This window comes from Leeia oryzae DSM 17879 (assembly GCF_000376945.1).
In the GTDB taxonomy this organism is placed as follows: Bacteria; Pseudomonadota; Gammaproteobacteria; order Burkholderiales; family Leeiaceae; genus Leeia; species Leeia oryzae.
This window is the reverse complement of record NZ_AQXU01000025.1, coordinates 194,040-214,280: the sequence shown is the minus strand read 5'-3', so window position 1 is coordinate 214,280 and position 20,241 is coordinate 194,040. Positions and strand designations below refer to the sequence as shown.

16 protein-coding genes are annotated in these 20,241 nt (G+C 53.3%); 4 read left to right on the top strand and 12 right to left on the bottom strand.

Going from position 1 to position 20,241, the window contains the following annotated elements; genetic code table 11:
- The gene (locus tag F552_RS0114430; protein ID WP_018152464.1) at positions 1–480 is read left to right on the top strand and encodes a glutathione peroxidase; all 480 of its coding nucleotides are present in this window, start codon (positions 1–3) and stop codon (positions 478–480) included.
- A 39-nt stretch (positions 481–519) separates the two neighbouring features.
- On the opposite strand, the gene F552_RS0114425 is transcribed toward F552_RS0114430, so the two are convergent.
- From F552_RS0114425 to F552_RS0114400, 6 genes are all read right to left on the bottom strand, one after another.
- Positions 520–1,869 carry a sigma-54-dependent transcriptional regulator gene (locus F552_RS0114425; protein WP_018152463.1) on the bottom strand — a complete coding sequence of 450 codons (1,350 nt, stop codon included), beginning with the start codon at positions 1,867–1,869 and terminating at the stop codon, positions 520–522.
- Positions 1,866–3,731, bottom strand: coding sequence for a sensor histidine kinase (locus F552_RS0114420; RefSeq protein WP_026182754.1), 1,866 nt, complete (start codon positions 3,729–3,731; stop codon positions 1,866–1,868). The genes F552_RS0114425 and F552_RS0114420 overlap by 4 nt, the downstream gene beginning before the upstream one ends.
- A gap of 181 nt (positions 3,732–3,912) precedes the next feature.
- Entirely contained in the window at positions 3,913–4,647 is a 735-nt protein-coding gene (locus tag F552_RS0114415; protein ID WP_018152461.1) for an amino acid ABC transporter ATP-binding protein, read from the bottom strand.
- A 41-nt stretch (positions 4,648–4,688) separates the two neighbouring features.
- On the bottom strand, positions 4,689–5,348 hold the full coding sequence (locus F552_RS0114410) for an amino acid ABC transporter permease (protein ID WP_018152460.1): 660 nt from the start codon (positions 5,346–5,348) through the stop codon (positions 4,689–4,691).
- Positions 5,348–6,094, bottom strand: coding sequence for an amino acid ABC transporter permease (locus F552_RS0114405; protein ID WP_018152459.1), 747 nt, complete (start codon positions 6,092–6,094; stop codon positions 5,348–5,350). The genes F552_RS0114410 and F552_RS0114405 overlap by 1 nt, the downstream gene beginning before the upstream one ends.
- Positions 6,095–6,282: 188 nt before the next feature.
- Positions 6,283–7,179 (bottom strand): transporter substrate-binding domain-containing protein, encoded by an 897-nt coding sequence (locus tag F552_RS0114400; RefSeq protein WP_018152458.1) that lies wholly within the window; start codon positions 7,177–7,179, stop codon positions 6,283–6,285.
- Positions 7,180–8,217: 1,038 nt separating this feature from the next.
- Between F552_RS0114400 and F552_RS0114395 the strand changes: the two genes are divergently transcribed.
- A complete protein-coding gene (locus F552_RS0114395; protein WP_018152456.1) occupies positions 8,218–10,089 on the top strand; it encodes a methyl-accepting chemotaxis protein in 1,872 nt (623 codons plus the stop codon).
- Positions 10,090–10,430: 341 nt separating this feature from the next.
- Here F552_RS0114395 and F552_RS0114390 read toward each other — a convergent pair whose 3' ends face one another.
- Complete coding sequence (locus F552_RS0114390; protein WP_083917519.1) at positions 10,431–12,023, bottom strand: PglL family O-oligosaccharyltransferase; 1,593 nt, start codon at positions 12,021–12,023, stop codon at positions 10,431–10,433.
- A gap of 660 nt (positions 12,024–12,683) precedes the next feature.
- On the opposite strand from F552_RS0114390, the gene F552_RS20165 reads away from it, so the two are divergent.
- Together F552_RS20165 and F552_RS20160 are read left to right on the top strand one after the other, a co-directional pair.
- Entirely contained in the window at positions 12,684–14,279 is a 1,596-nt protein-coding gene (locus tag F552_RS20165) for an HD domain-containing phosphohydrolase (RefSeq protein WP_018152454.1), read from the top strand.
- Complete coding sequence (locus F552_RS20160) at positions 14,276–16,654, top strand: HD domain-containing phosphohydrolase (protein WP_018152453.1); 2,379 nt, start codon at positions 14,276–14,278, stop codon at positions 16,652–16,654. The genes F552_RS20165 and F552_RS20160 overlap by 4 nt, the downstream gene beginning before the upstream one ends.
- Before the next feature lie 85 nt (positions 16,655–16,739).
- Here F552_RS20160 and F552_RS0114370 read toward each other — a convergent pair whose 3' ends face one another.
- The 5 genes from F552_RS0114370 to F552_RS0114350 form a co-directional block, all read right to left on the bottom strand.
- Positions 16,740–17,342 (bottom strand): peroxiredoxin, encoded by a 603-nt coding sequence (locus tag F552_RS0114370; RefSeq protein WP_018152452.1) that lies wholly within the window; start codon positions 17,340–17,342, stop codon positions 16,740–16,742.
- 299 nt (positions 17,343–17,641) lie between these two features.
- On the bottom strand, positions 17,642–18,142 hold the full coding sequence (locus F552_RS0114365) for an RNA pyrophosphohydrolase (protein ID WP_018152451.1): 501 nt from the start codon (positions 18,140–18,142) through the stop codon (positions 17,642–17,644).
- 128 nt (positions 18,143–18,270) lie between these two features.
- Positions 18,271–19,056 carry a fused MFS/spermidine synthase gene (locus F552_RS0114360; protein ID WP_018152450.1) on the bottom strand — a complete coding sequence of 262 codons (786 nt, stop codon included), beginning with the start codon at positions 19,054–19,056 and terminating at the stop codon, positions 18,271–18,273.
- 1 nt (position 19,057) lies between these two features.
- On the bottom strand, positions 19,058–19,426 hold the full coding sequence (locus F552_RS19495; RefSeq protein WP_169333605.1) for a dihydroneopterin aldolase: 369 nt from the start codon (positions 19,424–19,426) through the stop codon (positions 19,058–19,060).
- Between the two features lie 10 nt (positions 19,427–19,436).
- Positions 19,437–20,195 (bottom strand): pteridine reductase, encoded by a 759-nt coding sequence (locus F552_RS0114350; RefSeq protein WP_018152448.1) that lies wholly within the window; start codon positions 20,193–20,195, stop codon positions 19,437–19,439.
- Positions 20,196–20,241: the final 46 nt, after the last annotated feature.

Genomic DNA, 20,241 nt, shown 5'->3' with positions numbered 1-20,241 from the left:
ATGCCGGTACTCAGCGATTTTTCTGCCAATACGCTTGCCGGCCAACCCAGACCGCTGAGCGAATTTGCAGGCAAGGTGGTACTGGTGGTCAATACCGCCAGCCAGTGTGGCTTTACCCCGCAATACGCCGGCTTGCAGGCGCTTTACGAGCAATATGCCAAAGATGGACTGGAGATTCTGGGCTTTCCATGCAACCAGTTTGGCCAGCAAGAGCCGGGGACGGCTGCCGAGATCGGTACCTTTTGCGAGACCAACTTTGGTGTGCGCTTCCCGATGTTTGAACGCATTGAGGTCAATGGCCCGCAGGCACACCCGCTGTACCGCTGGCTAAAGCAAGAGGCGCGCGGCCTGCTGGGGCAGCCCATTCGCTGGAATTTCACCAAGTTCCTGATCGGCCGTGATGGCAAAGTCATCAAGCGTTTTGCGCCATTTACCAAGCCGGAAAAAATGGCGGCTACCATAGAAAAAGCGTTGGGCTAGGCAAGCTTCCAGCTGTACATGCTGGCATGTTGCGTTTTTCTAGTTGCCAGTGCCCGTTGATTCATCCTTCAGGTTGTACTTCTTCACTTTATCAAACAGTGTTGTTTTAGCCATACCGAGTGCCTGGCTTGCTTGCGTCAGATTGCCCTGATAGTGGGCCAGCGCGTCGCGTATGAGTGCTTTCTCAAATGTTTCTACTGCTTGGGCAAAATTCTGAGCACCTGTTTTTTCAGGGATCATGGCACTTTTGAAAATCGGCAGGCCCAAGGCGTACCGCTCTGCAACATTTTTCAGCTCCCGGACATTGCCCGGCCAGTCATGCGACTGAAGGCTGGCCATGGTGCTTCTATCCGGCGGCGGGACTTCTCGTTCAAAGCGCAATGTCGATTCATGCAGGAAATGCTCAAACAAGAGTGGTATGTCTTCCTTGCGCTGACGTAGTGGCGGAATGGCAAGTGTGGCGACATTCAGACGGTAATAAAGATCGGTACGGAAATGCCCGGCTTTACTATGCTGTTCCAGATCTTCTTTGGTGGCTGCGATGATCCTGCAATCAACGGGAATGGTCTGGTTTGATCCCAGGCGTTCCAGCCTTCTGTCTTGCAATACCCGCAATAATTTAATCTGCAACGCAATCGGCATGGTTTCTATTTCATCAAGAAATAATGTGCCTTGGTGTGCATGCTCGATCTTGCCGATCCGCTTCTTGCCCGCGCCGGTAAAGGCATTAGCCTCATGCCCGAAAATCTCGCTCTCAAACAGGCTTTCGGGTAACCCCCCGCAGTTAAGTGCCACAAAGGCATGAAGCTTTCGTCGACTAAAATCGTGCAAGCTACGCGCTACCAGTTCTTTGCCGGTGCCGGTTTCCCCCTCAATCAGGACGTTGGCGTCCGTATCTGCCAGGTTGGCGATCAGCTGACGTAACGTTTTCATGGCTGCCGAGTGGCCAATCAGAAAGGCTTCCAGCGGTTTCTCGTGTAACTGCTTGCGCAAAAATGAAACTTCCAAAGCCAGTCGTCGCTGCTCCATGGCTCGTCTGGCCACTTCAATCAGTCTTTCCGGCGAGAAAGGTTTTTCGATGAAATCATAGGCGCCGTCTCGCATGGCATCAACGGCCATGCTGATAGCACCGTGGCCGGTAATTAGAACCACAGGCAGGGTCGCGTCCATCTGGCGTATCTGCTTGAGCAACTGTAAACCATCCATGCCTGGCAGGCGGATATCCGAGATGACAATGCCGGCAAAATCTTTCGCCAGCATCGGCAGGGCTTCTTCGGCCGAAGTGGCTGTCAGGGTGGGAATCTCTTCCAGCGCAAATGCCTGCGAGCAGCCTACCAGAACATGCGGGTCATCTTCGATGATAAGGACTTTAAGTGTGTTGGGCGTCATGAAGACAATTCCTGGATAGAGGAGATTGGTAACGACAAAGTGAAAGCTGCGCCGCCGGTCGGAACCTGTTCTGCACTTAGCTTACCGCCAACAGCCGCCGCGAGACTGGCTGACAAGGTGAGACCTAGTCCCAACCCGTGCGGCGCCGGTTTGGTCGTAAAGAATGGCTGAAACAGGTTGTTAAGTGCTTCTGTCGATAAGCCGCTACCGTTATCGGCTACTGTCAAATGAAGGTTTCCATCTGTTTGTACTGCAGATATCTGGAGATGTGGTGCGGCAGTTGATTGCATGGCGTCCAGTGCATTGCCCAACAGATTGGTGAGTATTTGCTCCAGACTTGTCTGATCAATCTTTAAGCTAATATCACTCTCAAGCCCGGTCAGGGTTATTTTTACGCCCGCCAGCCGCGGCTGCAGTAACAGCCAGTTGGCGTCGAGAGAGCGCTTGAGACTGGCCATACCCTGCTGGCGGTCGGGTTTGCGGGCAAACGCACGCAAGTTGGCAGTCGTCCGCCCCATTCGGTCAACCAGCTCATTGATCATTTGCAGATTGCTGGTAACAACCTCGTCATTGCCACGTTCGAGAAACCGAATGCTATTAGCCGCAATGGTTCGCAGTGCAGCCAGTGGCTGATTCAGTTCGTGAGCAATGCCCGTCGACATCTGTCCAATTGCGGCCATTTTACTGGCTTGCACCAGCTCTCCCTGGGTTTCACGCAGATGCTGCTCTGCAGCCATACGCGACTCAACTTCTGCCATCAGGCGCAGATTGGTTTGTTGCAAAACTTCTGTGCGTTCTGCAATCCGTCGTTCCAGCTCGCTATTGGCTTTGCGAAGCGCTTCTCTGGCTGCCAGCCGAGCGCGAATCACCTTTCTGCGCTCGTTCCAGGCTATGAGCAGAATCGTGAAACAGGCAAACAGGGTGGCGGCCAAAATGGCATTGCTGATGGCATCATCATGCACCGAATCAAGCGGTACCAATAGGGTAAAACCCCAAGGCGTACCGTGGAGCAAGCGGGTCTGGGCAATGTAGCTCACGGGGCGATGGTTTTCTGTTTTATCCCCTTTTAGTACCAGTATCTCGGCATGATGCCCGATCGGTTCTCGGGTAATCGGTGCAAGATCCAGCAGTGCTTGCCAGTAATATTGCAGGCTTCTGGCCAATGCCTCCCGCTTTTCAGGAGAGATCGGGTTCAAGGCTTTCAGCTTGAGCGATGGATCGGAGGAAAGAATAATGATGCCGTTACTGTCCGTCACAAATGCGTGCAAACCGGCTTTTTGCCAACGCTCTTCCAATGCTTCCAGTTTGATCTTTGCGACGCCAACACCCACAATCCGGTCGCGATAGAGTAGCGGATGAGATAAATAGTAGCCGGGTTCCCCCACCGTGATGCCGATCCCGTAAAAGCGGCCAGGTGTTCCCTTGATGGCATCTTGCCAGTAGGGGCGGAAAGAAAGGTCCTCATCCAGATAACTGTCGTTATCATTCCAGTTGCTGGTAGCAAGTACTCGGCCGGTAGTATCGAGCACATACACGGCACGGCTGCCTGCTCGCTTGTTGAGCCCTTCCAGATAACGGTTTGCGGCTGCGCGGGTACGGGGCGAAGGGGACCGCAATAGCTCACTGACAGACTGTTCCAGTTCCAGAATCGAAGGCAGAAAGGCATACTTGCCCATTTCACTCTCGATCCCCTTGGTGTGAAACTCCAGCTGCTTGCTGGCGCTTTCTTGCAGGGTCTTGATGCCGTGCTGAATGCTCAAACGAAATGTTAATACGCCGATGCCAATCATCAGCAGCACTAACAGAATCAGTTTGAGCAGTGTGGCCTGGTTAAAGAGGGAGCCGTGGGTTTTGAGTTGCATGTCGTCAGCACATCCTTGCTGCCTGACGCTGGAATGAAGGTCTTCGTCAGGCTCAGAGAAGAGCATAACTGATCTTTTGGTGAGCTGTTGGGCAAAATCGATCAGAACGGGCTTGCTGAGCATGCTGGGCTGATGTCATCTGCCACACTACCCTGAGGCGGCAGATGACATACTCCTGGGGTTAGTGTTGCAATATTTTGGACAAGAACTGCTGGGCACGTTCCGACCGTGCCTCGACATTGCCAAAGAACGCTTCCTTGGCGCAATCTTCCACGATTTGACCTTTATCCATGAAAATCACACGGTTAGCTACCCGGCGGGCAAAGCCCATTTCGTGGGTGACGCACATCATGGTCATGCCTTCCTGAGCCAGTTCTACCATGACATCCAGCACTTCGTTCACCATTTCCGGGTCGAGTGCCGAGGTCGGTTCATCAAACAGCATGGCGATCGGGTCCATCGATAAGGCACGTGCGATTGCGACGCGCTGCTGCTGTCCACCAGATAACTGGCCAGGGAATTTGTGCGCATGAGCTTTCAGGCCAACCCTGTCGAGATATGCGAGCCCCTTTTGAGATGCTTCTTCTTTACTGCGTCCCATCACTTTCATCTGCGCGAGCGTCAGATTTTCTGTTATCGACAGATGTGGAAACAGTTCGAAGTGCTGGAACACCATCCCCACACGTGAACGCAGTTTCGGCAGGTTGGTTTTCGGGTCCGCAACCGAAATTCCATCGACAATGATGTCACCCTGCTGGAATGGTTCGAGCGCATTTACGCATTTGATGAGGGTGGACTTCCCCGAGCCTGAAGGCCCGCACACGACCACGACCTCGCCTTTATTGATACGGGTAGAACAATCGGTCAGAACCTGAAAGTCACCATACCATTTGCTAATTTTATTAATTTCAATCATTTGCAAATCCTTTTCTGGCTTCTGCGGCTGGCCGCACGCCCTTAGCGAATAATGGCGATCTTGCCATGCAACTGTTTCACTGCTTTCGATAGGCTAAAGCTGATGGTGAAGTAGATGATGGCGACGCCCAGATACATGTCTACCAAGGTATTGTCCCGGTGGGCCACTTTGTCTGCTGCACCCAAGAGGTCAGTTGCACCTACCACGTAAACCAGCGAGGTATCTTGAAACAGCACAATGGTCTGTGTCAGGAGCAGTGGCAGAATGTTGCGGAAGGCCTGGGGCAAAATCACATAACGCATGTTTTGAGCCGGGGTGAATCCCATCGCCAAGCCCGCATTGATCTGGCCTTTCGGGATGGACTGAATGCCGGCGCGGATGATTTCGCAGTAATATGCCGCTTCAAAAATCGCAAAAGTGATATAGGCAGATTTGTCGGCCCCCATCTGGATGCCGGTAATCAGTGGCAGCAAGATGTAGAACCAGAAAATCACCAAAACCAGCGGGATGGAGCGGAACAGGTTCACATAAGTTGCAGCCGCACTGCTCACCATGCGGTTAGAAGACAGGCGCGCAATCGCCAGCACAGTACCAGCCGTAATGCCGATGAGCATGGCAAACCCGGTCAGGCTGAGCGAGTACTGCAAACCTTCTAGTATGAAGTCACGGGCGTGCCAGATATTTCCGAGGTTAATGTCCATTACTTGCCTCCCGAAATATAGCCAGGCACACGTGATTTCTTCTCGATAAATGCCATGATGCGATTGACGCTAAGCGCCACAGACAGATATAGCAGACTGACCAGGGTCATCACCTCAATGGGGTTGGATGGGGCGTAGTCGCCTGTGATCTGTTTCATCTGAAACGTGAGTTCTGTCAGGCCAATAACGAGGGCCACAGCTGAATTCTTGAAAATGTTCATGAATTCGGAGGTGAGTGGCGGAATCACAATGCGGAACGCCATTGGCAGCAGTACATGTCGGTAGGTTTGTCCCAGCGTGAGGCCTAGTGCCAACCCGGCATTTTTTTGCCCACGAGGTAGTGTCAGTATCCCTGTTCTGACCTGTTCTGCTACCCTGGCCGCAGTAAACAGGCCAAGGCCAAATACCGCCGTGGTGAATTCCGGTAGTGGCATATCGCGCTTCATCCAGTCACCCACTACAGTGGGGACTAGCTCTGGTACGACAAAGAACCAGATAAATAACTGCACAATTAGCGGAATATTCCGAAATAGCTCTACATACGCAGTACCGATAAATGACAGAGGTCTGGACGGCAGGGTACGTAATACCCCAATCAGCGAGCCGAGTAGCAAGGCGATGACCCATGCCGACAGGGCGGTCGCAATTGTCCAGCCAAGGCCTGATATTAGCCATTGATAATAAAACTCTTCGGATTCTGGGACTTGTTGCAAAATGATGCCCCAATCCCATTGATAAGTACTCATGAACACTCCTTACCGTCTGTCGCCAAGAAAGAACACGATGCGCAGAGACGGTCAATGTGGCAAAGAGGTCAACCGTGACATAGGTGGAAGCCGGGTAGTGGCAAAGCACCCACTACCCGCCGGACTTCTTTTAACAATTTGGCGGCAGAGGCGCTCAGTGTGTTTCTGCCAACCAGACCGCGTTTACCTTACACACCCTTGTCAGACGGGTTGGTAAATGCATTCTTCAGTTCTTGGCTCATTGGCAAGCTCAAGTTGATGTTTTTGGGTGGAATTGGGCTCAGGAACCACTTTTGATAAATTTTGTTGATCTCACCAGACTTCATCAGACCTTTCAGGGTGTCATCCACTACTTTCTTGAAGGCTGGATCATCTTTGCGCAGCATGATGCCATAAGGTTCAGCACGCAGGGTTGGGCCGACAATTGCAAAGTCCTTAGGATTTTTGGCGTTGGCAATAAAACCTGCCAATAGGATTTCATCCATTACAAACGCATCAGCACGGCCGGTTTCTACCATCAGGAAGCTTTCTGCATGGTCTTTGGCGTAGACGTTTTTCACGTCAATGTTCATGCCTTTTTCATTTTTACGGATCAACTGATCAGATGTCGTACCGGTTGTTGTCACAACCGCTTTACCGTTTAAGTCATCCAGAGAGTCAAGTTTGGTGCCTGCTTTGACCAGCATGCGCACGGGTGCCACATACGTTGCAACCCCGAACGCTACCTGTTTTTGGCGTTCCATCGAGTTAGTGGTAGAGCCACATTCAAGGTCAACGGTCCCGTTTGTCATCAATGGAATACGGGTCGCAGACGTGACAGGTACCAAATTTACTTTCAGACTTGGCATGTTCAGGTCTTTTTTTACGTTCTCGATAATCTTGTTGCAAAGGTCCATCGAGTAGCCGATAGGCTTTTGCTTGTCATCCAGATAAGAGAACGGAATGGAGGATTCTCGATGACCAACATTGATGATGCCGCTGGCTTTAATCTTTTGCAGTGTTGGCAGCGTGGTATCTTCTGCCGATGCTGCTACTGAAAACACACCACTGATGGCTGCCATGATTAAGGTTGCTTTACGAAACATCTTCTCTCCTTTGGCGCAGCAATTGCGCAGATATAGATAAGTCAACACACGAGGCATCTCCATTCAGGACGAGAGGAACTGAAAGCGAGTTTCATCGGTGCCTTGTATCTGATCTTCAGCATAAAACATGCCAACTAGGCTCAATTTGAAAATGCGTTTTAAGATCAATAGGATAGGTGTTGTTGTCGCAGGGTGGTCGTTTTCTGAATGTTCGGATAACCGAATGTTGTGGCACGATTGATTCGATTTGCCGGACGACATCCATGTGGCTTTTACGCTGTATATCCAAGCGTGTTTGATCATGACTCTTGACTAGATACCGGGGTTGGCGATATCGCCATAGTCTCTTGCGCGATCTGTTTAGCGGTAAGTTTCCAGCGGTTTGAAAGCGTAGAGGCTCATGCGCTGGCGGTTGCACGATATACCGCTGCTTGCAAAAGGAGGCTTGTTGTATATCGGGGGAGCGCTAGTCTGCAAGTGTTTCAGGAAATTCCTGGTTGGCCGTGATCGCAAGGTAATTGAGTGATTTCTGTCATTTGCCAGAACTGGAAAACCGTCACTTATATTCAAAACGCTGTATCCACCAGCGAGTACTTTTCTGGGAGATATATCTAACGACTGAGCGATGTTTCCAATTCAAAGGTGTAATTTCCTGCTGCCAGACCCATTCTGACAACAGGAATGCATCTTTTTATATGCCTTTGTCGCATGTCACATGCTTGTAACAAACCGGAATTTGCCTTGATGCAAATCAGCATATGCAGAAAAGCAATCGTATTTTGCAATTGTTTACAAATCGCGCTAAGCTGCGCGCTTTGTAACCTCCCATGTGTTGAATTGTTTTCTTTCAAAAATCTAAATCAAGATTAGAATGAAAATACGAGGCACAAAAATATTGTTGTTTTGTAAGAGATTTGATGTCTTTTATAAGCTTGGATTTGCCTGTCCAGCACAGCAAGCATGATCGCCATCAGGGTATCGTAGCACCCTGGATAGTGGCTTGCTGCGGAAACGACTACTAACAAGAAAGAGGACTCCATGAAATCTATTCGGTCCCGTGTCATTGTATTTGTCCTGACCATCGTTGTATTACTCTCTGCCCTGTTTTCTGGTGTGGCCTATTACAAAATGCGTGAATCCTTGCTGGAAGGGATTTATGCAGAGATTAATCAGGCAGCCGCTTCTAAAGTCAGTTTTGTATCCGAATGGGTGCAATCTCGCCAACGCATCGTGGCATCGGTATTGCCGCGCTTCGGTACGGGTGACTTGAAGGCTGTGCTCGACCAGGCCCATGATGCCGGCGGTTTTGACGATATGTATGTCGGCCAGCCTGATAAAACCATGACCCAGTTCTCCAAGGCGACACTGGTCCCGCCGGGCTATGACCCGACCGGACGTCCATGGTACAAGGCCGCAATGGCCTCCAGCGGCCCGATTGCTTCTCCGCCCTATATCGATGCGTCTACCAAACAGCCGATTATCACGTTTGCCATGGCGCGACGAGACGGCGGTAATCTGGTGGCGGTAGCCGGTGGCGACGTGACCCTAAAGCGTGTGGTGGAAGAAGTAGTGTCTGCCAAGCTGCCGGGTGATGGCTATGCCTTCCTGATTACCAAAGAAGGGGCCGTGGTCGCGCATCCGGCCAAAGACTCCGGTCTCAAGCCGATTAATGAAGTCATTGCCGGGTATGATCTGTCCAAGGTATCGCAGGATGGAAAAACCCAGGTGCTGGATATCGGTGGTGCCAAACAGATTACGGCCTTGTATCCGGTGGGTAACACCGGCTGGTTACTGGGGGTGATGGTGCCGGAAGCCAAGGCAACCTCTGACCTGAACCAGCTGCTGATGATCATGCTGGTCCTGCTGGTGGCCGGCAGTGTGGGCGCAGGGCTCCTGGCGTATGCCGGTATTGCCCGGATGATGTCAGGCTTGGCAGCGATGCGCGATGCCATGAATGCCGTGGCCAATGGTAGCGGGGATTTGTCTCATCAGTTGCCGGTTCAGTCCAACGATGAAATCGGCCAGATTGCCGATGCGTTTAACCGCTTTATTGCCAGCTTGCGTGCCATGTTTATTGAAGTGCGCCAGCAAAGCCAGTCTGTGGGCGAAGCGGCTGCCAAGTTGCACGAGTCTGCCCAGATGGTACGCTCGGCATCCAACCATCAGGCAGAGGCAGCCACCGCTACTGCGGCCAGCGTAGAAGAAGTGACCGTCAGTATCCAGTACATTGCTGACACCTTGCGGGACTTTGAATCAACGGCTTCTGCTACAGGCAAGGCCACGTCCTCTGGTGAATCACTGGTACGGGATGTGGCGCAAGGTATTGGCCAGATCAATACCAGTATCAATTCGCTGGCCGAAACCATGGATAAGCTGGGTACCCAGTCCCAGCAAGTGGATACCATTGTGCAGGTGATCAAGGACATTGCGGAGCAAACCAACCTGCTGGCCTTGAACGCAGCCATTGAAGCCGCGCGTGCGGGCGAGATGGGGCGCGGGTTTGCCGTGGTGGCCGATGAAGTGCGCAAACTGGCGGCACGTACTGCACAAGCGACCATCGAGATCGGGACCATCGTGTCCGGTATCCGTACCGAGATTGATGCTGCAAGCACCAGCATGGGCAGTACCCGCCAGCAGGTTGATCAGGGCGTAGCCTTGTCTGGCAAGGCGGCCGATGCGATTAGCCAGGTACATGGGGAAACCGGCCGTCTGGTATCGGGTGTGTCTGATGTGGCCAATGCCACTAAAGAGCAAGCCGCTGCCACCACGGATATTGCCCAGAATATCGAGAAAATCAGCAGCATGGTGCAAGACAATAGCGCCACCATCGATGAAGTGGCTGAAGCCGTGGCCCAGCTGGAGCAGTTGTCCAGCTCCCTGCAGGCTATTATGGGACGCTTCAAACTGTAACAATGATCGTGGTGTTGTCCAAAACCCATGCAGCCATCACGGTGTATGGGTTTTTTATTGGGCGTAATGCTTGCGGTATTGGGAGACAGGTGAACTGGAGATCATTTGCCTGCTGGCAAGTAATAGGTAAACCACCACTTGTCAGCACCTTTCTACCCATAACCAGCCTGTCAGAATGTACCAATGCAACGGGGGGGGGGTGAGCGACTGCTTTGGGTTGATGACCTAGTCTGCCGCCCACTTGCCTAGTCGGCGGGAACTGGCGTTGTTAAACATCTCCACCCCACAAAAGCAAACAGGCCCGTTTCCGGGCCTGTTGCATGATGAACTCACGAATGGGCTTAATGTGCCGCAGTCTTGGGGGCGGCCATCGCCTGCAATGCCTGTTTGTAAAACGCGCGCAGGGCCTTGAGATTGGCATTCTGGACGCTGTCATCCAGTAACGGATCAAAATAGTCGACCCGCTTGGACGGGTACACTTTCAAGCCGGCCAGCAACCACTTCTTCGCTTCGTCCATCTTGCCAAGCTGTGCCATCAGCAGCGCCCGGTGGTACACCACGGACGCATACGGGCGCCAGTGCAGCAGCCGGGTATTGCGGGCCAGCTTGTAACCCAGGTTGACCGGTTCCACGTTTTCCAGATAGCTCACCATCTGGTCGGCTTCAATGGCCACAAACGGGTTGCGGGCCGCTTGCTCACCAATGGCCATGGCTTTTTTCGGCTGGTCATCAGACAGTGCATAGCCTTCTTCGACCTGGCTGGCGCCAATGTACGTGGTGTAAACCGCCCAGCCGGTTCCGCCCAGACACGCCAGAAACAGCAGGCTGATCATGGCGGTATTGACCCGGATATAGGCAATGGCTTCATCCGTCATGGCCAGCATGATGGTAAACGAGATCAGGAAGTACCAGTACCACAACGGATATTCCAGATTGGAGTGGATAAACAGCACCAGAATGCCGCTCCAGCAGAACAGTGTCGCGGCATTCTTCTCGGTGGCACGTTGCTGCCATAACCAGATCAGGAACAGGGTGCAGGTCAGGGCCAGGCCCACGCTGCCGGTTTCTGCCGCCAGCTGGGTAAACAGATTGTGAGAATGGTCGTAGACTTGCTCGCGCTGGACTTCATTAAAAGGCGGGCGCTGCTGCAACTGAAAGCTCTCATAGGCATAACGGCCAACACCAGCCCCACCCACAGGGTGTGCTTCCCATACCAGAACACTCTTGCGCCATTCATCGGTGCGCAGACGTTTACTGCCTGTCATGCCGGCAGCCTCAATCCGGTTGAGGGTGCTGCGGTTACTGATGCCGGTCAGCTTGGAAGCCACTTCCGGCAAGGAAACCTGTGCTGCCAGCCCCAGCAGCATGGCCAGCAACACGGTGCCCGCCATGCGTTTGGTTTCTTGCAGCCGGAACATGAACCAGCCGGCCAGTGACAGCAGTGAGAGCGCCAGCATGCTGATCAGCATGGTTCTGGAGCCGGTAAAAGGTAGTGGTGCACAGTACAGAATATGGGCCGCGAACAAGGTGATGTATCGCACCCAGCGGAAGGGGATGTGGCACAGCAGGTAAATGGCCGCCAGCCAGCCCAATAGCACCAGGCTGGCATACAGGTTGGCCTGGCCGATAAAACCGTTGATTTGCTGGCGGTAGAAATCGCTCTGGTGCAGGTGATCAATATACTCTTGCCAGCCGCTCACGGCAGCAGCGCCTCCGCCAATGGCAAGGGCAATGGCCAGCAGGGATACCACGGATTTTCGGCCTGCCCAGTTGGCCATCTGCTGCAAGGCAAACACCAGCGTCATCAACCCGAGAAAGGTAAAGGTGGCTTGCCACAGGGACATATAGCCGGGGTCGAGCTGCCAGAGTGAATACCCGAGTAGCAGGGTCGCTATGGTCGTAAATAAAAGCGTAGGTGTAAGAGCGAGTTTCATTGCCAAACCAGAAATAGCCAAGTTGCGCGGAGTGTAGCATATACCGCCCTGACGCTCTATTGAACATCAGCAGCTTTCCTTATTTGGTATGGTATTCATGGCAAATAGGGGTTGTAATAGATCCGTCAGCTGCAGGTCATTAAAAATATCGGGTACCCCCTGATTCTGATCACTTGGCAAGCGACCAGCATTCAAATCTTTAACAATGATAAATAAGCATTTAATTTGTGAATATGCTTTTGGCGTATTTGAAAGTTAATGGATTTATCAAAATAATTCTTATGGAGAATTTCAATAAGGTCTGAATGTTGTGGGCTTGTTTCTACCCCCTTTGAGTTCTGATGCGGCGGCAATTTGAAAGGTAGATGTTTGACTACGGGTTCATGCGTGTACGCCATGACACGGAACAGCTGTTATTCTCAGCGTTTAAGGTTGAGATGGTATTGCTGAAAGTTTCATAACAAAGCATATGACATTTGATATGTCATGGTTAGTAATACCAATCCATTAACACCCGTGAGTTTGATATTTAAGGAATGCGAACGGTTATTTGTATATTCACTGTCTAACTGACCAATTCGAGTTGCAATATCTTGCTAACCGTCTACAGTAAAAGGTGTTTTGAATATCCATGCTGTAATAAAGGTTTTGCCCGCACCCATGAACGAATTGCTCTCCATTTTGCCCACCATGACGTTGTCGCTGCTGGCCATTTTCATCTTGCTAGCCGTGCAGCATCAATTGCTGGGACGGGTGTCCAGAAAGAACTGGTCGCGGATCACCCGGCTGTTTTACGCTCTTATCGCGCTGATTGCTGTTTTTATCGATACACACCTGTCCGGTGATGCCCGGTTTGATCTAGGTTCATCGGTGATTGCCATCGTGACCGGTTTTGCCGGACCCTGGATAGGCTTCTGGGTCTTGGTTATCCAATTGTCTTATCTTGGCCTGAGCGGGGTGTTCACCTTTGCATCTGCCATGACGGAAATCACCAGCTATCTGTTGAGTTTGCTGGTGGTCAGCTATTTGTTCCCCGGACCACGTATCAACCGGCCGGGTCTGCGCGAGCTGATCCTGCTGGGGGCTGCGGCAGGCTTGTCTGAGGCGGTGTCGTTTTACCTGCAATTGTCCCGCGTACCCTCGATGGAGGGTCTGAAGTACAAAGCCTTTGTCCTGTTTGCCGTCCAGTTTTCCAGTACCTGCTTTATCGGCTGGCTACTGAAACTGCAGTATCGCTACTTCATGATGGATGAAAAAAGCCGCTATTCGCTGGAAGTGGTGGCCCAGCGCCTTGGCATTGTGACGCTCTATGCAGACGGTTTGATGCGCTACACCCTGAAAGGACAGATACTGGACGCCAACCCAGCCTATCTGCAGCGTTCTGGTTACCAGCTGCAGGCGCTGCAGCAGATGTCTGTCTATGAGCTGGATACGCATTTCACGGCCGATGAGATTACTGTGGCGCTCGCGTCTATCAAAACACAGGGTAAAACCCGGTTCGAAACCACACATCGGGCTAAAAATGGTGAAGAGTGGCCGGTGGAGATTACCGCTGCGTATGCCCCTGATGACGGGGGGTGTATCTATGCGTTTTTGCGCGACATTACCGAGCGCAAGCGCGCCCAGCAGGAACTGGAAGAAAAAAACCTGGCGCTGAGGTCTTCGCTGGAGCAGGCGGTTGGCGCACTGTCTACTGCCATGGTGCACCGGGATATCCTGACCGCCGGGCATGAAAAGCGGGTGAGTGATTTGTCGGTGGCCATCGGTAAAGTGCTCGGGATGAATGATCACCAGCTGGAAGGCCTGAGTCTGGCCGCCATGGTGCATGACATCGGACAAATCCAGACCCCGGCCGAAATCCTGACCCGCCCAAGACGCTTGTTTCCCGAGGAAATGGCGCTCATCCGGCTGCATGCAGAGGCCGGATTTAACATTCTGAAGGATATCCAGTTCCCATGGCCGATTGCTGAAATGGTTTATCAGCATCATGAATGCATGGATGGTTCGGGGTATCCCCGTGGTCTTGCCGGAGACCAGATTCTGCTGGAGGCGCGCATTTTGCGGGTGGCAGACTGTGTCGAGGCGGTACTGTCTCACCGGCCTTTCCGCCGAGCCTACGATGTACCCTATGCAATGGAGATGCTAAGAGACGGTGCGGGTAAAGTATTCGATGCGGATATCGCCAATATCTGCATTACCCTGTTTGAAGAAAAGGGGTATCAACTGGTCGAGTTTAAAGCGAAGGAATTAACGTGAGCCAGTCAGACATCCAGTTTCCAGAAATGGACGCACATCACCGTCGCCTGGTACGCGACATCATGTCTACCAGCCTGGTGACGTTACCGGACACGGCCAGCCTGATTGCCGCCAGCGAAAAGATGGAACACGCCGGTGTCAGCAGTATCCTGATTCGCGGTGCGGCAGGTATGGACGGCATCCTGACCGAAAAAGACATCACCCGCATGCTGAGTCTCGGCATGCCGGGCGATACACTGGTCGCAGAGGTGATGGTCAAACAGATTATTTCGGTGTCGGAAAACACCGAAGTCCATGATGCATACCACAAGATGATGGTGCACGGCATTCGCCATCTGGTGGTGGAGGACGAGCAAGGTCATATCCAGGGAGTGATTTCGGAAGCAGATTTCCGCAAGAAACTCGGGGTAGAGCGCTTTGTCGGGCGTTTGACCGTGTCTCAATCCATGAGTACCCATTTCCTCATGCTGCCCGATACAAGCAGTATTCAGGAGGCGGCCAAGACCATGCTGAGCCAGCGCATGACGACCGTGCTGATCATGCAGGGGGCACGTCTGGCCGGCATTGTTACCGAACGCGACATGGTGCACGCATTCCGCCAGGGGCTGGGTAGCGCTCCCGTCACCCAGATCATGAGCCATCCGGTACATACGATTTCCGGAAGCAGCTCGTTGCTGGATGCGGCAAACCGCATGCAGGCAGACGGGATTCGCCGTCTGGTGGTGCTGGATGATTTCTCGGGCGCGGTGACTGGTCTGCTCGATGAGCATGACCTGGTCAAGCAGCTGGAAGACGATTACATCCAGATGCTGCAGCAACTGGTCATGAAGCAGGCGCGGACGCTGAATGAAGACAAGTTCCGCAAGCTGGTGAACCAGCTGCCCCAGCGCATCATCGTCAAGGATACCGAGCTAAACTATGTTTCTTGCAATGAGCGCTATGCCGAGGATCTCGGCGTTTCCGTAGATGGCGTGGCCGGCAAAAATGATTTTGATTTCTTTCCGGCAGACCTGGCAGAAAAGTATCGTGCGGATGACCGCCTCGTCATGGCGAGACGTGCAGAGCATTCATTCGAAGAACGCTACATTCTCAATGGCGAATTACGCTGGCTGCATACGCTAAAAGCGCCGGTCTTTGATGCCGAAGGGCAGGTTACCGGCGTACTGGTGACTTTTACCGATATTACCGAGAGCAAGCTCGCATCCGAAGCCTTGCGACGGCGCTCCTGGGTGTTGCAGGCGCTACGCCACTGCGATCATGCACTGGTGCATGCAGACTCCGAGACGGAAATGCTGCAGCAGGTGTGTGACGCCATCACGTCTGAAAACATGTACCCCCTGGCGTGGGTTGCCAAGGCCGGGCCAGCCCCCGAATGCAAGGTAGAGGTGTTGGCCGCTGCGGGCAGGGCGATGGGCTATCTGCAAGGGCTTGAAGTCTACTGGTCGGATATTCCGCTGGGTAATGGTCCGACAGGACGATCCATCCGGCTTGGGAAAACCATCGTCAATAATCAGGCCGCCAGTGCCGAGAATTTCCTGCCCTGGCTAAAACAGGCGCAACGCTATGCCATTGCCTCCTCCATCTCGCTCCCGCTACGCACGCATGGCCAGGTGACGGGTGCGCTGGTCGTCTATGCCGAAGAGGCCGATGCATTTGGCAAAGATGAAATACTGCTGCTGGAAGAGTTTGCCGCCAATCTGGCCTACGGGGTGGAGTCCCGGCGTACTCGGCAGGCTTATCAGGCCGCCTTGCTGCAAAAGGCAGAGCAGTCACGCAAGCTGGAAAAGGCCCTGGAAGACGCTTTGGCGGTAGTAGCTGCCGTGCTGGAACAGCGAGACCCCTACACGGCTGGGCATCAGAATCATGTGGCTGCGCTGGCACAGCAAATCGGCAAGGAATTAAAGCTGGATGAAGACCGTCTGCGGGGGCTGTATCTGGCTGGTCTGGTTCATGATCTCGGCAAAATCCAGGTGCCGGCCGAAATCCTGAACAAGCCGGGCAGGCTAAACCGCGAGGAGTACGCGCTGGTCAAACTGCATCCGGAAGTCGGTTATCACCTGCTCAAGAAAATTGATTTCCCATGGCCGATTGCCGATGTCATTCGCCAACATCACGAATATCTGGACGGCTCCGGCTACCCGAAAGGCATTTCCGGGGATGCGATCTTGCCGGAGGCCAGGATTATCACCGTCGCCGACATTGTGGAATCCATGTCGTCAGACCGGCCCTACCGGGCATCGTTGGGTTTGCAGGCTGCCATGACAGAAATCCAGCGGTTATCAGATCAGCACAAACTGGATAGTGATGTGGTGGCTGCATGTATCCGGGTGCTGCAACGTGGTGAATATGTGCCACAGATACTGACACTGGATTAAGCGATCCAAGAAGCACTATACTTTTACGCAGAAAAAAGGCCTGCGCACAGGCAGGCCTTTCAGAACAAGCTTAGCAGAAACCGGATTACAGTTTGTCTGCGTTACCTGCCAGGTAGGCAGCAACGCCGTCCGGGCTGGCTTGCATGCCTTTGTCACCTTTGTTCCAGCCAGCTGGGCACACTTCGCCGTGCTCGTCGGTGAACTGGATGGCGTCAACCAGACGCAGCAGTTCGTCGATGTTACGGCCGATGGGCAGGTCGTTCACGATAGATACGCGTACTTTACCGGTGTTGTCGATCAGGAACGCGCCACGGAAAGCCACGCCATCATCGGTTTCAACGCCGTAAGCCTGGGCAATGGCGTGGTTGATGTCAGCAGCCATGGTGTATTTGACTGCGCCGATACCGCCATTGTTGATTGGGGTGTTACGCCATGCGTTGTGGGTGAAGTGTGAGTCGATAGAAACAGCAACGACTTCAACGCCTTTGGACTTGAATGCATCCATGCGGTGATCCAGCGCGATCAGCTCAGACGGACATACGAAAGTGAAGTCCAGCGGGTAGAAGAACACCAGGCTGTATTTGCCTGCAGTGGCTTTAGAGAAGCTGAAGTTTTCTACGATTTCGCCAGAACCCAATACGGCTGGTACGGTAAAGTCCGGTGCTTGCTTGCCAACTAAAGTTGCCATAAGTCATTCTCCAAGTTTCAAGGTAAACCGCCTGGCACTCACGGTGCAGGCAGCAAAAAAGGGGATTGCAACACGCGCATGTCATCCGCCAGTGAAAGCCGTCATGCCGCGTAAACATCATGATCTGCAGGTCTTATGACAGGATGATGGTGCTGCAGCTATTTCGTTAGTATAGCGGGCTTTTCATTAAAAAAAAGCAGATGATATTAAATAATCGATTGATTTTTTCTATTGCCATGATAGAGAAAAACATCAGGCAAACCGGGCGCTTGCCTGATGTTTCACACGGCAGATGACGTCTATTGTTCCAGACGCCGTTGGTGCTGTTGCTGGCTCAGGAAGCGGGATAACTCACTCAAGGCGCGCTGGTAGACATCGCGCTTGAACTCGATAACCGTTTCCAGGGGGTCCCAATAACTGCTCCAGCGCCAGGCATCAAATTCAGGATGCGTACTGGCACGCAGGCAGACATCGCAATCACGCCCGGTCAGGCGCAATAAAAACCAGATTTGTTTCTGACCCCGATAACTCCCTCGCCATTCACGACGCACCCAGCTGGTGGGTACATCGTATCTAAGCCAGTCACGTGTTCGTCCCAGAATCTGGACATGACTGGGTTTTAAGCCCACTTCCTCTTCCAGCTCGCGGAACATCGCTTGCTCTGGCGTTTCGCCATGCTTGATGCCCCCTTGTGGAAACTGCCAGGAATGTTCCCGGATGCGTTTGCCCCAAAAGACCTGGTTTTTGTGATTACACAGAATGATACCGACATTGGGGCGATAACCGTCGCGATCGAGCATAGTTATCACCTTGATAAAACTGTTGAACTGATGTGATTTTTTCACATTTGGTCGACTTTTACCAGTTTATTAGCAACAAATGTGCCTGCCACGGTGCTGTGCACAACAACACCATGGCAGAAAGCGGGCTAAATCAACAGTTGGGTCGGTGATTGCGGGTTTTCTTCGATCATGCGTTCCAGCAGTTCCGGAAACGGCAGGCCGACATGTTCTTCCAGCGTTTCGGCCAGTTCTCGCAAGGAAGCCTTGCCCGGATTGTGCTGGTCCTGTTTGAAGGCCAGAATGATGGTGTTGCCGTGGCGGTAGTCCGGCAGGACCAGCAGGCGCTGTTCGAAAATGGCACCGATGCGTTCTACCAGCATCTGGAACTGTGGCGAACTGCGCCAGAGGTTGACCATCAGGATGCCGTTGGCGGTCAGTGCCTCGCGGGCATTGCGGTAGAACTCGTCACTGCACAAGTTGTCTGCCAGTTTGTGGCTGCCAAAGCCGTCCACCATGATGATGTCGGCGTGATCCTTTTGATTGGCAATATAGGCACCACCACACCCGATGTGAATCGGCAGGCGAGTCGGGTCGTCGGGTAGCATGAACACGCTGCGGGCTACCGCGGCGACTTCCGGGTGCAGTTCGACGTTCTCGATGATGGTATCGGGCAAGTGCCGGTACATGAACTTGGGCAGCGAGGCGCCGCCCAGTCCCAGTACGACCACCCGCTCTGGCCGGTCGTTAAACAGCATGAAGGCCATCATGCAGCGCGTGTACGGCAGTACCAGTTCGGTCGGGTCGGCAATCTTCATGGCGGATTGCACGGTTTCCGAGCCCAGGTGCAGGTAGCGGATACCACCTTTTTCGCTGATGTTGATGGCGACCGATTCCTGGCCGCTGCTGTTGCGGCGTGTCTTGAAGAGTGCCATGTCAGGGGGCCTTTGGCCAGTCCTGGCGTGAGGTGCGGATTTCGGCACCCACGGCTTCTACATCCGGGTAGGCTTCCAGCTTGGCGGTAGATACGCAGACTGCGTTGACTTCCGGGCAAGTGAAGCACAGGTCGACAATGCTTTCGGCCAGTGCTTCTTGCAGGTTGAAGTGTCGGCTTTTGACCAGCTCGACGATGCCGTCCCGCAGGTAGTCGTAGTCCAGCGAGTGCTGCACGTCATCTGCCGGCAGGCGGATATCATCCAGCTCGACCTCCAGATTGATGTGGATGGTCTGGCGACGCAGACGCTCGTGCTGGTAAAAACCGATCGAGGCCATCAGGCGTAAATTGCGGAAGAAAAGTTTGCGCACGATTGTTCTTTCAAAGATAAACGCTACGTCCACCATCCACGTTCAGCACGTGGCCAGTGATATATGGGGCATCCAGTAATAAAAAGGTGACCGCTCCAGCCAGGTCATCCGGCGTTCCCGCACGCTGCAGAAAGGTTCGGGAGAGTATTTCGGCCCGGGTGGCATCGTCAAAGCCTGGGTGATGCTCAGGCCACAGGTTAACGCCTGGGGCGACAGCGTTCACGCGGACATCCGGCCCCAATTCACCTGCAAGCGACTTGGTCATGGCGACGATGCCGGCCTTGGCAATCGAGTACACCACGTGTCCGCGCATCGGGCGTTCGGCGTGGATGTCCGCCATGTTGACGATGGCACCTTGCTGCTTTCGCAGGTGTGGCATGGCCGCCTGGCTTAACCAGAGCGGAGATTTCAGGTTGGAACCGATCAGGTCATCCCAGTGGGCATCGGTGATTTCCCCCAGCGGGGTGGCAAAAAAGCTGGAGGCATTGTTGACCAGATAATCCAGTTGCCCAAAATGGGTGACTACATCCGCTACCAGCATGGTCAAGGCGTCCGTATCCAGCAGGTCTGCCTGAAAACAGGCGGCACTGCCAGGCGTCATCAGGTTCAGCTCATCGGTCAGCTGCACGGCATCTTCCCGGGCGTGCCGGTAATGAATGGCCACCCGCAGGCCGCGGCTATGCAAGGCACGGGTAATGCAGGCGCCAACACGCTTGGCTGCGCCGGTAATCAGGACAACAGGGGAGGCATCGACGGTATGGGCAGTCAAGGGAGACCTATCGCTGGCGGGATAATGGACGATATTTTAAACCATG